At 57.0% G+C, this 12,611-nt stretch carries 14 protein-coding genes; 3 read left to right on the top strand and 11 right to left on the bottom strand.

Going from position 1 to position 12,611, the window contains the following annotated elements:
* Positions 1 to 316 precede the first annotated feature (316 nt).
* From malQ to MTP42_RS07765, 6 genes are all read right to left on the bottom strand, one after another.
* Entirely contained in the window at positions 317 to 1,795 is a 1,479-nt protein-coding gene (malQ, locus tag MTP42_RS07790; RefSeq protein WP_249257064.1) for a 4-alpha-glucanotransferase, read from the bottom strand.
* A gap of 13 nt (positions 1,796 to 1,808) precedes the next feature.
* Positions 1,809 to 2,651, bottom strand: a complete 843-nt coding sequence (locus MTP42_RS07785) for a carbohydrate ABC transporter permease (RefSeq protein WP_097771248.1) — start codon at positions 2,649 to 2,651, stop codon at positions 1,809 to 1,811.
* A complete protein-coding gene (locus MTP42_RS07780) occupies positions 2,651 to 3,502 on the bottom strand; it encodes a carbohydrate ABC transporter permease (RefSeq protein ID WP_005933523.1) in 852 nt (283 codons plus the stop codon). The genes MTP42_RS07785 and MTP42_RS07780 overlap by 1 nt, the downstream gene beginning before the upstream one ends.
* Positions 3,503 to 3,598: 96 nt before the next feature.
* Complete coding sequence (locus MTP42_RS07775; protein WP_097771879.1) at positions 3,599 to 4,939, bottom strand: ABC transporter substrate-binding protein; 1,341 nt, start codon at positions 4,937 to 4,939, stop codon at positions 3,599 to 3,601.
* 60 nt (positions 4,940 to 4,999) lie between these two features.
* Positions 5,000 to 6,016 (bottom strand): LacI family DNA-binding transcriptional regulator, encoded by a 1,017-nt coding sequence (locus tag MTP42_RS07770; RefSeq protein WP_249257063.1) that lies wholly within the window; start codon positions 6,014 to 6,016, stop codon positions 5,000 to 5,002.
* Positions 6,017 to 6,109: 93 nt separating this feature from the next.
* The gene (locus MTP42_RS07765) at positions 6,110 to 6,325 is read right to left on the bottom strand and encodes a hypothetical protein (protein ID WP_249257062.1); all 216 of its coding nucleotides are present in this window, start codon (positions 6,323 to 6,325) and stop codon (positions 6,110 to 6,112) included.
* A gap of 14 nt (positions 6,326 to 6,339) precedes the next feature.
* Between MTP42_RS07765 and MTP42_RS07760 the strand changes: the two genes are divergently transcribed.
* On the top strand, positions 6,340 to 6,495 hold the full coding sequence (locus MTP42_RS07760; protein ID WP_215696436.1) for a hypothetical protein: 156 nt from the start codon (positions 6,340 to 6,342) through the stop codon (positions 6,493 to 6,495).
* Here the strand turns inward: MTP42_RS07760 and rpsR are convergent.
* From rpsR to rpsF, 3 genes are read right to left on the bottom strand one after another with little or no spacing between them, the layout of a single operon-like run.
* Entirely contained in the window at positions 6,485 to 6,742 is a 258-nt protein-coding gene (gene rpsR / locus MTP42_RS07755) for a 30S ribosomal protein S18 (RefSeq protein ID WP_050762800.1), read from the bottom strand. The two genes, MTP42_RS07760 and rpsR, sit on opposite strands and share 11 nt — an antisense overlap.
* 46 nt (positions 6,743 to 6,788) lie before the next feature.
* Entirely contained in the window at positions 6,789 to 7,268 is a 480-nt protein-coding gene (locus tag MTP42_RS07750) for a single-stranded DNA-binding protein (RefSeq protein ID WP_005933513.1), read from the bottom strand.
* Between the two features lie 30 nt (positions 7,269 to 7,298).
* On the bottom strand, positions 7,299 to 7,583 hold the full coding sequence (gene rpsF, locus MTP42_RS07745) for a 30S ribosomal protein S6 (protein WP_005933510.1): 285 nt from the start codon (positions 7,581 to 7,583) through the stop codon (positions 7,299 to 7,301).
* Between the two features lie 326 nt (positions 7,584 to 7,909).
* On the opposite strand from rpsF, the gene MTP42_RS07740 reads away from it, so the two are divergent.
* Positions 7,910 to 9,106: a cation:proton antiporter gene (locus tag MTP42_RS07740; protein WP_249257061.1), complete on the top strand. Its 1,197-nt coding sequence runs from the start codon at positions 7,910 to 7,912 to the stop codon at positions 9,104 to 9,106.
* Between the two features lie 272 nt (positions 9,107 to 9,378).
* On the top strand, positions 9,379 to 10,137 hold the full coding sequence (locus MTP42_RS07735; protein WP_249257060.1) for an RICIN domain-containing protein: 759 nt from the start codon (positions 9,379 to 9,381) through the stop codon (positions 10,135 to 10,137).
* A 115-nt stretch (positions 10,138 to 10,252) separates the two neighbouring features.
* Here MTP42_RS07735 and MTP42_RS07730 read toward each other — a convergent pair whose 3' ends face one another.
* Both MTP42_RS07730 and MTP42_RS07725 read right to left on the bottom strand, forming a co-directional pair.
* Positions 10,253 to 11,884, bottom strand: coding sequence for a CTP synthase (locus MTP42_RS07730; RefSeq protein WP_097771883.1), 1,632 nt, complete (start codon positions 11,882 to 11,884; stop codon positions 10,253 to 10,255).
* 98 nt (positions 11,885 to 11,982) lie between these two features.
* Positions 11,983 to 12,552, bottom strand: coding sequence for an ANTAR domain-containing response regulator (locus tag MTP42_RS07725; protein ID WP_097771242.1), 570 nt, complete (start codon positions 12,550 to 12,552; stop codon positions 11,983 to 11,985).
* Positions 12,553 to 12,611: the final 59 nt, after the last annotated feature.

Raw genomic sequence — 12,611 nt, 5'->3', positions numbered from 1 at the left:
TGGAAAACTCCTTTCGTTCGTAAAATCCGCGCAAAGGCGGACGTGAAGCTAATTGGATTATAGCATAATTGCCCAAAAACAACAAGAGAGCGATGAAACCCAAAATGCGAAAGAATTGTGAAGATACTGTGGCCGTTTTGTAAAAAAGAAACGGTTCTGCGCGGAAATATGTGGAACGTCCTGTGCGGGATGCGGCGAAAAAATGTTGTGTGAAAATTGAAAATAATGCAAAAAGAGACGGCGGGCACCAGTTCCTCCGGAAAGGAGGGGCCAGGGCCTGCCGTCTTTGTATGGGGAGAAAAGAAGAAGGAACGTTTTAGCGGTCTGCCGCAGCCGGAGCCCGGTCATACAGTGCTGTCAGATCGGCAATATGCTCGGCCAGCAGACTGGTAAGCGGGGTGTCCAGCCGCCACTGCCAGTTGGCTCCCTGGGTGCTGGGGGTGTTGATGCGGGCCTCCGCGCCCAGATGCAGCCAGTCGGCCATGGGGATGACGGCCATATCCGAAACACTGGAAAGGCAGGCGCAGATCATGGCCTCTGTCAGATCCTCGGGCAGGCAGCGCAGGTAACGGCAGGCATAGTGGACATCCTCGGGGCTGGCAGACTGCCGCCAGCCTTCAGTGGTCACATTGTCATGGGTGCCGGTGTAGACCACGCTGTTGTGAGGGTAGGTGTAGGGAAGATAGTTGCCCGGTTCCCGGCTGTCAAAGGCAAACTGCATGATCTTCATGCCCGGATAGCCGCTGGCAGCCAGCATGGTCTTGACCTCAGGGGTCAGGTATCCCAGATCCTCCGCAATGATGCCGCCCTGACCCAGGGTCTCGTGGATGGCATTGATGAAAGCATGATCCGGCCCCTTTTCCCAGTGGCCACCCGCCGCTGTCTTGTTTCCGGCAGGGATGGCGTAGTAGCTCTCAAAACCACGGAAGTGGTCGATGCGCACGACATCATAAATCGAAGTAGCGTGCTGCATCCGGCGCTTCCACCAGGCAAAATCCTCGGCCTTGTGGCGGGGCCAGTCGTAGAGCGGATTGCCCCAGAGCTGACCGTCTGCCGCAAAGGCATCCGGGGGGCAGCCTGCCACCTGCGTCAGGTGGGTCTGGCCGTCGGTCTGGAAGAGCTCCGGCCGCGTCCACAGATCGCTGGAATCCGGGCTGACGTAGATGGGGATATCTCCCACCAGCTGAATGCCCTTGCCGTTGGCATAGGCTTTCAGAGCGTTCCACTGGGTGTAGAAGAAGAACTGCACCGCCTTGAAATAATCCACCTGCCCGGCCAGGCGCTCCCTGGCAGCGGCTACGGCAGCGGGCTGGCGGGTGCGCAGGTCATCCGGCCAGTCACACAGGCCTGCCTGTCCCTGTTCGGCCTTGACGGCCATGAACAGGGCGTAATCGTCCAGCCAGAAGCTCTGTGCCGTGCAGAAGTCTTTGTACTCCACGCTGGCTGCAGCCAGCAGACGGTCAGCGGCTTTTTGCAGCACCACCGGGCGCTGCTGGTAGAGCACACCATAATCCACCGGTCCAACCGGAACCTCAGCGGGAATCTCATCAGCGGTCAGATAGCCCTGCTCGTACAGGACACGGAAATCGATAAAGTAGGGGTTCCCGGCAAAGGCGGAAAAGCTCTGGTAGGGGCTGTCACCGTAGCCGGTGGGGCCAATGGGCAGGATCTGCCAATAGGTCTGCTTTGCACGGGCCAGAAAATCCACGAACGTAAAGGCTTCTTTCCCCAGCGTGCCGATGCCAAAGGGCCCCGGCAGACTAAAAACGGGCATCAGAATGCCGCATGCTCGCATGGTGAACTCCTCCTTAACCCTTGACAGCGCCTGCAACAACACCCTCGATGATGTATTTCTGGCAGGTCATGTACAGGATGATGATGGGGATGATGGCAATGATGATGCAGGCCATCATGGGCGCCAGTTCCACGCGGCCATAACCGCCGCGGAAATACTGGATGGCCATGGGGATGGTGCGGTATTTCTTGATATCCAGCACCAGGGTGGGCAGCAGGTAGTCATTCCACACCCACATCGTCTCCAGAATGGCGGTGGAGATCATGGTAGGCTTCAGGATGGGGAACACGACCTTGAAGAAGATCTGGATGGGGTTGCAGCCGTCGATCATGGCGGCTTCCTCGATCTCCATGGGAACGCTCTTCATAAAGCCGGTGAACATGAACACAGCCAGACCGGCACCAAAGCCCAGATAGATGATGCAGATGTTCCAGGGGGTGTTCAGCTTGAGGGTATCTGCGGTCTTGGACAGAGTGAACATGACCATCTGGAAGGGGACGACCATCGAGAACACGATGAGCAGGTTCATAAACTTGCTGAGCTTGTTGTTCACCCGGGTCAGGTACCAGCCTGTCATGGAGCAGCACAGCAGGATGAGGGCCACGCTGGAAACGGTGATGACGAGGCTGTAGCCCAAACTGGAAAGGAAGCCCATTTTGATCACGCCGTAGACGTAGTTGGAAAGGCCAGCAAAGGTCTCACTGGTGGGTAGCTGGAACACGGTAGAGGTGGTAAAGGTACCCTCTTTTTTCAGGCTGTTCAGCAGGATCAGGACAATGGGGTAGATCCACAGCAGGCAAAGCAGGGCCATGATGACGGTGAGAATGTTATCCCACAACTTTTTCTGTTTAATCATTACTGCTGGACCTCCTTAGAACGGGTGAAGTGGAGCTGCGCCAGAGAGATGACCACAACAATCAGGAAGAACACCACAGCCTTTGCCTGACCGATGCCCTTCCACTGAGCACCGGAGCGGCCATAGAAGGTGTTGTAGATGTTCAGGGCCAGCATTTCACTGGCGTTGGCAGGTTCGCCAGCCGTCAGGGCAACGTTCTGGTCGAACAGCTTGAAGCTGTTGGTCAAAGTCAGGAACGTGCAGATGGTGATGCTGGGCATGACCATGGGCAGCTTGATCTTGAACAGGATCTCGCGGTCAGAAGCACCGTCGATCTTGGCAGCCTCGATCAGGTCACCGGGCACGCTCTGCAGACCGGCAACGTAGATGATCATCATGTAGCCGATCTGCTGCCAGCACATCAGGATGACCAGACCGACAAAACCGGCCTTGGCATCCAGCGCCAGCAGGGGCTTCTGCAGGTTGGCCAGCACGCCGTTGAGCAGGATCTGCCAGATGTAGCCCAGCAGGATGCCGCCGATCAGGTTGGGCATAAAGTAGACGGTACGGAAGATGTTGGTGCCCTTGATGCCGCGGGTCAGCACGATCGCAATGGCAAAGGCACAGACATTGATGAGCACAGTGGAGATCACGGTAAACGCTGCCGTAAAGCCGAACGCATGCAGGAACGTGGAATCCTGGAACACCGAGATGTAGTTCTGGATGCCCACAAAGGTGGTCTTGCTCACCGTGGTGAAGCGCTGGAACGAAAGGAAGATGCCCCAGATAAAGGGCCAGATAAAGCCGATGATGAACGCGATCAGCGTAGGAAGCACGAACACCGGCCAATATTTGCTGATGGCCTTTTGCATGATATACCTCCAAAACAAAAGGAGGCGGGCGAACAGCTCGCCCGCCTCCCATTACGGTTTACACAAATAAAAGGGGAAAGAGAAAACCGAGAATGCTTAGCCGTTTGCCAGCTTGTACTCCTTAGCCCAGCCATCGACAAAAGCGGTCACAACGCCGTTCCAGTCGCCGGTGCCTGCTGCGTAAGCGGTCAGAGCGGAACCAACGCCGTTCTTCCACTCCTCGGAAGGCATGGTGGAGAAGCACCAGTCAACACTGGTCTTGCCAGCTGCAACGTAGTCGTTTGCAATGGCGATCAGGGGGTTGGTGGAGTCCTTAGCCTTCTTGAAGGGGATGACGAAGCCCATCTTGTCAGCCATCGCGCTGGTGCCGGCCTCAGAGGTGACGCACCAGTACAGGAAGTCCAGAGTAGCCTGAATGTCGGCATCAGAAGAAGCGTTGTTCACGCACCAGAAGTTCTCGGAACCGGTGCACAGACCCTGATTCTCCTCGCCATCCACGCCGATGTAGATGGGCAGCATACCCAGGTTGTCGTCGCCCAGATCCTTCACGTCATTGTAAGCCCAGGTGCCGTTCTGATAGAAGACAGCCTTCTTGCCCACGAACTCGGCCACAGCGTCGTTGCCGGTCTTGGAAGCCAGCAGGGTAGGATCGCAGGTGGAATCGGTGATGTACAGATCCCAAATCTGCTTGTAGTTGTCCAGATAGGTGCCCTTGATGGCGTCGGTGGAGCCGATGCCGTCTGCCTTGTACTCGTAGTAGATGGGCAGGTTTGCCAGATGGGTCTTGAAGCGCCAGTCAGAAGAACCGTCCATGCCAGCGGAGGTGAAAGCACCGTCCACGCCCAGCTCGGCCTTGCGTGCCTGGATATCGTCAGCGACCTTCTTCAGATCGTCAAAGCCCTTGATGTCGTCCTGGGTGTAACCAGCGGCGCTCAGCAGCTCCTTGTTGTAGATGATGCCGTAGGTCTCAATGACGTATGCAATGCTGGTGACAGCGTCGCCGTCCTTCAGGGCGAAAGAGTCGCTGGTCAGCTCGCCATACAGCTTGCTGCCGGACAGGTCGTAGCAGTAATCCTTCCAGTTGGCCAGACCCACAGGGCCGTTGACCTGGAACAGGGTGGGAGCCTCGCTCTTTTCCATCTCGCTCATCAGAGTGGTCTCATACTGGCCGGAAGCGGCGGTGACAACGGTCACAGGCACGCCGGTCTCCTTGGTGTACTCAGCGGCCAGATCCTGCCAATCCTGATCCTGCTCCGGCTTGAAGTTCAGGTAGTAGACCTTGCCGTCAGCCTTTGCAGCGGTCGAAGAACCGGCAGCAGAGCTGGCAGTGGAGGAAGCGGTGGAGCTGGAAGAACCGCCACAGGCAGCCAGACCCAGAGCAGCGGCGGATGCACCGGCCACTTTCAGGAAATTACGACGAGAGATCATCTTTTTCATAGTAGTACTCCTTCTTCTTTTGGTTAATATCTGCCACCGTCCACAGCATGAGGACGGAAGTTAGACTGAATAGTTCCGGCGGCAGGGGCAAACGCTTTCGCCCTGCTGCAATTCCGGCTGGAGCGTGACGGTCTGGGCCGGGGCTCCGTGTTCGATCTGCCGCACCAGCAGCTCGATGCTCTGCAGTGCAATCTGTTCACTGGGCTGGACGATGGTGGTCATCACCGGCACGCAGTAGCGGGACATCGTGATGCCATCAAAACCGATCACTGAGACATCCTCCGGCACCCGCATACCTGCACTTACCAGCGCCCGGATCGCACCAAAGGCGATCACATCGCTCATGGCAAACAAGGCAGTGAACTCGGCCCGGCGGGCCAGCAGACTGTTCATGGCGTGGTAGGCGGACTCGAAATCGTAGTTGCACAGGCCATAGAGTTTATCGTCAAAGACAAGCCCTGCGTCCTCCATGGCATCCTGCGCACCCAAACGGCGCATCCGGCTGGGAAAGCTGGTGGCCGGGCCGCCCAGCACCGCGATCTTGCGGTGACCCTGTGCGATGAGATGGGAGACTGCCGCTTTTGCTGCGGCCCGGTCATCCACACCCACCATCGAGAGGTTGGGGAAGTCCAACTCATTGGAGACCAGTGTGGCCAGCACGGAGGGAACGGAGATGTTTGCAAAGCCGTTCTGGAAGTTCGTGACACTGCCGCCCAGAAAGATCATGCCCTTGGGCTTGATCTCCCGCAGGATCTTCTCGGCAGCATCGATCTCGTTGGCGTTCTCGTCCAGGTAGGAGACGATGCCGTTGTACCCATACAGGGTAGCGGCCCGCTGCAGCTGAACGAGGAAGTCGGAGAAGAAGATGTTCCGGGTCCCCTTGACCACGAACACCAGACTGCGGGATTGCTGGATCTTCAGCTGCCGCGCGTTGGTGTTAGGGGTAAAGCCTGCCTCCCGCATGACCTTGAGCACATGCTCCTTGGTCTCGGGCCGGACATCCGGCCGGTCATTGATGACACGCGAAATGGTGCTGACAGAACAGCCGCTGATGCGGGCAATGTCCTTGATCGTCATATCGCGTGCCCTCGCTTTCGGTTGGATTATCGGGAACGGTGTCGGGAACGTTTCCAGTGACTATAGTATGGCACATTTTGTTCAAAAAATCAATCATGTTGGAGCGATTTCGTGAAATGTGTACAAAGAATCGGTTTTACGTTGTGCAGTTTGATTTGCCAACACATCAAAACACCGGTTGATTTCGGAAATTCCCGGTAACATTTCAGGAAATGCCGGAAAAACCGTACCGGTTTGTAACTTTTTGACCGGGTGATGCAATTTTATGGACGAGGGTGATCTGCCCGGAAATTGCGGGAACGGTTCCATAAGATGTTCCCAGAATGCAGCAAAAAGAAACAGGCAGACTACTGCGTGCCGGGAGCACTGCACAAACGAAAGATACAACAAAAAAGCGCTTTCACCTTGTCATCGGTGAAAGCGCTTTGCTGATTGCTGATTATTTTGAATGGGTTGATAAAGTTCTGATTAGTCGCTGACGTAGGGCATCAGAGCAACGTGACGAGCACGCTTGATGGCGGTGGTCAGTGCGCGCTGATGATAAGCGCAGGTGCCGGTCACACGGCGGGGAATGATCTTAGCACGCTCAGAGACGTACTTACGCAGACGGGGCACGTCCTTGTAATCGATGGTGTCGATGCGATCGACACAGAAGCTGCAAACCTTCTTGCGGCCGCGACGCATGGGGCGTGCGGGGCGAGAGCCTTCGGTTCTTTCAAAAGCCATTGCTTATTACCTCCTATAAGAATTGAACGGTCAGACCGTTACGGAATCAGAACGGCAGGTCATCACTGTCATCAATGACAGCAAAATCATCTGCACTGCCGGCGGAATAGCTGGGAGCTGCCTCCACAGCAGCCGGACGAGCAGGGGCTGCGTTCTGGTAGGCGGGAGCAGAATTCTGATAATTTGCTCCACCGCCCTGATTGCTGCTCTTGGGGCCTGCAAAGCTGATGTTGTTGGCTACGACTTCCACAGCCGTGCGATTGTTGCCGTTCTTATCCTGATACTGGCGGGTCTGAAGAGAGCCTTCGATGGCGATCAGACTGCCTTTCTGGAAATACTTAGAAACAAACTCGGCCTGAGAACGCCAGGCAACGATATCAATGAAGTCAGCCTGACGCTGCTCACCCTGACGCACAAAATTGCGGTCGCAGGCAATGCGGAAGCTGCACACATTGGTGCCCTGGGGCGTGGTGCGGAGTTCAGGATCCGCCACAAGACGGCCCATGATAGCAACAACATTCAACATTTTACGGTCTCCCTTTCTGTCACGAAAAGATTACTCCTCGTGGGCAACGATCAGGCTGCGCATAACACCTTCAGTGATCTTGTACACACGGTCCAGCTCAGCGGGGAAGCTGGGCTCGCTGGTGAAGTTGATCACAGTGTAAACGCCTTCCTCCTCGTCGTTGATGGGGTAGGCCAGACGGCGCTTGCCCCACTCGTCGATGGAATCGATCGTACCGTTGTTCTCGATCAGGGTCTTGAACTTACCAACCAGAGCGGCGGTAGCCTCCTCGTCGAGAGCGGCGCTGGTAATCAGCATGGTTTCGTACTTTGCCATTTTGTAGCACCTCCTTTTGGACTTAAGGGCCTCAAGGTTATGAGGCCAAGGGTACACACGACATGCGGCATCGCCTGCCGTGTGCGGCGTGTCTGTTCAGACAGCAATTTATTATAGCAAGTCCCTGCTGTTTTGTCAAGCCCTGCGGGCCAAAAATCCGCACAAAAATTTGTACTGAAGCTTTGGTGAACTTTGTCTGTTTTTTTAATGAGAAAGATTGAGAAGTATTTTGATTTTGGTTCTGAGCGGCGATATAATAAAAGGATAGGGGGTCGGGCGCGGCCGGCAGCCCTGTTAAATGGAATAAAACGGAGGAAGGTAAATTTATGTATTCTGTTTTTCGCAACCTCGCTATCATCATCCTCAGTGCCAAGTTCTTCGGGCTGGTGGCCCGCAAGTTCAAAGCGCCGCAGGTGGTGGGCGAGATCATCGCGGGCCTGATCATCGGGCCCTGTCTGCTGAACCTTGTGCATATCAGCGATACCATCTCGATCTTCGCAGAGATCGGCGTGGTGCTGCTGATGTTCTCCACGGGCCTTGGCACCAACCTGAAGGAGCTGATCAAGGCGGGCCCCATCGCCACCCTGATCGCCTGTGTGGGCGTGGCGGTGCCGCTGGCAGGGGGCACGCTCCTTTATAGTTTATTCTACGGCTTCTCAGCGCTGGGCAGCCAGGAGTTCTACCGCGCCCTCTTCATCGGTACCATTATGACCGCCACCAGCGTGTCCATCACCGTGGCTACCTTGCAGGAGCTGGGCCACCTGAAGAGCTTCCTTGGCACCACCATCGTCAGCGCCGCCGTCATCGATGATGTCATCGGCATCGTGGTGCTGACCTGTGTGCTGGGAGCCAGCTCCGGCACCGGCACAGGGCTGGGTAAGGTGCTGATGAACACCGTGCTGTTCTTCGCTACCGCCATCGGCGTGGGCATCATTGCCCATTTCGCCATGAAGTGGCTGGACAAGCGCAACCCCCACACCCAGCGCATCACCATCGTCAGTATGGCGTTCTGCTTTGCTATGGCCTACATTGCCGAGGCCTACTTCGGCATTGCAGACATCACAGGTGCCTACATCGCGGGCATCGTCCTGTGTACTCTGGAGGATGCCCCCTATGTGGAGCGCCGGGTGGACATCAGCAACTATGTGCTGTTTGCTCCCATCTTCTTCGCCAGCATCGGCCTGAAGACAGATATCAGCGGCCTGACCCCGGAGATCCTGCTGTTCAGCGTGTGCTTCGTGGTGGTGGCCCTGATCACCAAGATCGTCGGCTGCGGGCTGGCGGCCAAGGTCTGCAGGTTCAGCTGGGGTGATTCTCTCAAGGTGGGTGTTGGCATGATGACCCGCGGCGAGGTGGCCCTGATCGTGGCCCAGAAGGGCCTGGACATCGGCGTGGTGGATTCCGTCTACTTCACCGCCGTCATCCTGCTCATCGTCGTGTCCAGTGTGGCCACTCCGCTGGCCCTGAAAGCGCTGTTCACTAAAATGCCTGTGCAGCCGCATCCCAGTCAGGTAAAGCAGTAAGTGAGCTCTGCCAGAACCCTGCCAGAACCCTTTTGATATTTTCCAAAACGACAGCAGCACCTCACCAGAAATGGCGGGGTGCTGCTGCTTTATGGGCCGAAACAGGGCGAAAAGTTTTCGCAAACGGTGCAAAACGGGCTGAAAAGCGGGGGCCTTTTGTGAATAGTGCTAAAGAAATGGCGGAATCCTTGTAAAAAATAACAGCAGGTGGTATAATTTACCTGTAAAACAAAAATGATTGGCTCAAAAGAAACAAACTTGGAGGGATTTACATGAAAACTGTAGCGCAGACTGTGATCGAGGCAGATCGCTTCTATACCATCGCTGCCAAGGGCGGCAGTGTCATTCAGGCCGTGGAGAAGGCCACCAACGGCGGCGATATCCGCCTGGGCAAGTACGAGCACAAGCCCGAGCAGGAGTGGGCCTTTGTGCGCGAGGGTGACGGCGTGTACCGCATCCGCAACCGCGCATCCGGCAAGCTGATCGACCTGATGATGACCGGCACCGCCAATGGCACCTGGCTGCACCTGTGGGAGGATGTGGGCGGCACCTCTCAGATGTGGACCGTGGAGCCCACCCCCGCCGGTACCGTCCGTCTGCGCTCTTCCTGGGCCAGCGGCAAGTGCATCGATACCGTGGGCATGGGTGCCAACGATGGTGCCATCCTGCAGATCTGGCAGGAGGCCGCAGGCGATGACCAGCTGTGGACCATTTCCGAGGTGAAGGACCGCGCAAAGCGTGCCCCTGCCAAGAAGGCAGAGGAGCCCGTTGTAGAGGCTGCACCTGTGGTCGAGAGCGCTCCTGCAGAGGAGGCAAAGCCGGAGGTCAAGGAAGAGCCCGTTGTGGAGGAAAAGCCCGTGGAGGAGCCTGCAAAGGATGAGGAAAAGCCCGCTGAGCCTGTTAAGGCCGAAGAGGTGAAGGCGGAGCCTGTCAAGGCCGCTGCTCCCGCTGCCAAGGCTCCCGCAAAGAAGCCCGCCGCCAAAAAGACCAGCCGCGCCGCCCGCAAAAAGGCCGCTGCCGCTAAAAAGTAAGTAATACAAGCAAAAGCAGCTGCATTCCGTAAAAACACGGAGTGCAGCTGCTTTTTTTGTTGCGATCTTACAGGCCTCTCCTACGAGGAGAACGGGAACGAAACGCCTGAAAAGGTCAGACGTGCATCATGCCGCGCTGTGCATGGATGCGGAATTTGAGTGCGGCGGCGATAAAGCCCTTGAACAGGGGATGAGCGCGGTTGGGGCGGCTCTTGAACTCGGGGTGGAACTGTGCGCCCAGATGGAAGTCACGGCCGGGCAGCTCTACGGTCTCCACCAGACGGCCGTCAGGGCTGGTGCCGGAAATGACCAGTCCGGCATCCTCCATCTCCTGACGGAACTCGTTGTTGAACTCGTAGCGGTGGCGGTGACGCTCCCAGATCTCAGCTTCGCCGTAGCACTCGGCCATCTTGGTGCCGGGCTTGACGGTGCAGGGGTACTTGCCCAGACGCATGGTGCCGCCCTTGGGGATGTTGCCCTGCTGGTCGGCCATCAGGGCAATGACATTGTGGGCACCATCGGGGGTGAACTCGCTGGAATTGGCATCGGCATAGCCCAGCACGCCGCGTGCGAACTCCATCACCATGATCTGCATTCCCAGGCAGATGCCAAAGTAGGGGATCTGGTTCTCACGGGCATACTGTGCAGCCTGGATCATGCCCTCGATGCCGCGGTCACCAAAGCCGCCGGGCACAATGATGCCGTCCACGTCAGCAAACACTTCTTTGCAGGCATCCTGATCGATCAGGTCCTCGCTCTCCACCCACTTGATGTCTACCTGACTGTCGTTCTCAAAACCGGCGTGGTACAGGCTCTCCATCACGGAAAGATAAGCGTCGTGCAGCTTGACGTACTTGCCCACCAGCGCAATGGTGCAGGTCTTGCTGCGGGTGGCAATGCGGGAGACCACACCCTTCCACTCGGTCAGGTCGGCGGGGGGCACGTCCAGCTTGAGCTTTTCCACCACCACATCATCCAGACCGTTGGTGTGGAGCATCAGCGGGCACTGGTACAGGCTGGGCATGGTCAGGTTCTCAATGACGCACTCAGGCTTGACATTGCAGAAGGTGCTGATCTTGCGGCGGATATCGCCGCCCACGCTGCCGTCAGCACGCAGGATGATGATATCGGGGTTCACGCCCATGCCCTGCAGCTCCTTGACGGAGTGCTGGGCCGGTTTGGACTTGTACTCATCGGAGCCGGAAATATAGGGCACCAGCACAACATGGATGTAGCAGCAGTTGTCGCGGCCCTGCTCCAGGCCCACCTGACGGATGGCCTCCAGGAAGGGCTGGCTCTCAATATCGCCAGTGGTGCCGCCGATCTCGGTAATGACCACATCGGCATCGGTAGAGGATGCCATGTTGTAGATGTAATTCTTGATCTCGTTGGTGATGTGGGGGATGATCTGGACGGTCTGACCCAGATAAGCGCCCTGGCGCTCCTTGTTCAGCACGTTCCAGTACACCTTGCCGGTGGTCAGGTTGGAGTACTTGTTCAGATTTTCGTCGATGAAGCGCTCATAGTGGCCCAGATCAAGGTCGGTCTCGGTGCCGTCATCGGTCACGAACACCTCACCGTGCTGCAGGGGGCTCATGGTACCCGGATCCACGTTCACATAAGGGTCCAGCTTCTGGCTGGCGACCTTCAGTCCGCGGCACTTGAGCAGGCGGCCCAGAGAAGCCGCCGTGATGCCCTTGCCCAGACCGGAGACAACACCGCCGGTCACAAAGATGAATTTTGCCATTTGTTCAGTCCTCCTCTAATTTATCTTTCAGAGATCATTCTTTCCCAGTACGGATGCGCCTGCATCCGGAACAAAACATACAACATCAGATTATAATCCTAATCCTCGTAAGAATCAAGGATTTCCTGTGCAATTTCTGCACGGCTACGCCGGGTGTCCATGGCGCGCTTTTCAATGTAGCGGTGGGCGGCATCCTCGCTCATCTGCTCCCGCTCCACCAGACAGCATTTTGCATGGCTGACCAGCCGTACCTGTGCGATCTTTTCCTGCATCCGCGCGTTTTCCTGCCGGAGCAGCTGCAGGCGGTGGTTGCTGGCCGCGGCCAGATGGATGGCCTGCAGGAACAGCGTGTTGGAGAACGGCTTGCTCAGCAGCAGCACCCCCTGCTCACTCATGGGGGCCAGCAGCTGCTCGGCGGCGGCTGCCTTGGCCAGCAGCACCACGCCTGCGTCTGTTTTTTCCACGGCAGAGGAACACAGCTCGTGGCCGAACTCGTCTGGCAAAGGCGCGTTGACCACGATCAACTCAAAATCAGATTCCAGCATCCTGCGCCGAGCCTCGGCACCACTGGGGATGATCGTAGGCCGGGTGTATCCCAGCTCTGCCAGCCGCGCGGAGATGTACTCGTTGGAGCTTGCTCCGGCGCTTACGATCAGAGCACGTCCCATTTGAATCGCTCCTTTCTCTTACATCCAGGCAAGGGGCCGAATCATTGCCCCTTCGTACT

Source organism: Faecalibacterium sp. I2-3-92, assembly GCF_023347315.1.
In the GTDB taxonomy this organism is placed as follows: Bacteria; Bacillota; Clostridia; order Oscillospirales; family Ruminococcaceae; genus Faecalibacterium; species Faecalibacterium duncaniae.
Note: the sequence above shows the minus strand (reverse complement) of the source record. Positions and strands in the feature narration are given on the sequence as shown.

What these genes read in the sequence shown, in the direction of transcription:
- MTP42_RS07735 (WP_249257060.1), top strand. Translation starts at nt 9,379, where the DNA reads ATGAAAACTGTAGCGCAGACTGTGATCGAGGCAGATCGCTTCTATACC.
- MTP42_RS07725 (WP_097771242.1), bottom strand. Translation starts at nt 12,552, where the DNA reads ATGGGACGTGCTCTGATCGTAAGCGCCGGAGCAAGCTCCAACGAGTAC.
- rpsR (WP_050762800.1), bottom strand. Translation starts at nt 6,742, where the DNA reads ATGGCTTTTGAAAGAACCGAAGGCTCTCGCCCCGCACGCCCCATGCGT.
- malQ (WP_249257064.1), bottom strand. Translation starts at nt 1,795, where the DNA reads ATGCGAGCATGCGGCATTCTGATGCCCGTTTTTAGTCTGCCGGGGCCC.
- MTP42_RS07760 (WP_215696436.1), top strand. Translation starts at nt 6,340, where the DNA reads ATGCAGCAAAAAGAAACAGGCAGACTACTGCGTGCCGGGAGCACTGCA.
- MTP42_RS07775 (WP_097771879.1), bottom strand. Translation starts at nt 4,939, where the DNA reads ATGAAAAAGATGATCTCTCGTCGTAATTTCCTGAAAGTGGCCGGTGCA.
- MTP42_RS07765 (WP_249257062.1), bottom strand. Translation starts at nt 6,325, where the DNA reads ATGGAACCGTTCCCGCAATTTCCGGGCAGATCACCCTCGTCCATAAAA.
- rpsF (WP_005933510.1), bottom strand. Translation starts at nt 7,583, where the DNA reads ATGGCAAAGTACGAAACCATGCTGATTACCAGCGCCGCTCTCGACGAG.
- MTP42_RS07730 (WP_097771883.1), bottom strand. Translation starts at nt 11,884, where the DNA reads ATGGCAAAATTCATCTTTGTGACCGGCGGTGTTGTCTCCGGTCTGGGC.
- MTP42_RS07780 (WP_005933523.1), bottom strand. Translation starts at nt 3,502, where the DNA reads ATGCAAAAGGCCATCAGCAAATATTGGCCGGTGTTCGTGCTTCCTACG.
- MTP42_RS07740 (WP_249257061.1), top strand. Translation starts at nt 7,910, where the DNA reads ATGTATTCTGTTTTTCGCAACCTCGCTATCATCATCCTCAGTGCCAAG.
- MTP42_RS07770 (WP_249257063.1), bottom strand. Translation starts at nt 6,016, where the DNA reads ATGACGATCAAGGACATTGCCCGCATCAGCGGCTGTTCTGTCAGCACC.
- MTP42_RS07785 (WP_097771248.1), bottom strand. Translation starts at nt 2,651, where the DNA reads ATGATTAAACAGAAAAAGTTGTGGGATAACATTCTCACCGTCATCATG.
- MTP42_RS07750 (WP_005933513.1), bottom strand. Translation starts at nt 7,268, where the DNA reads ATGTTGAATGTTGTTGCTATCATGGGCCGTCTTGTGGCGGATCCTGAA.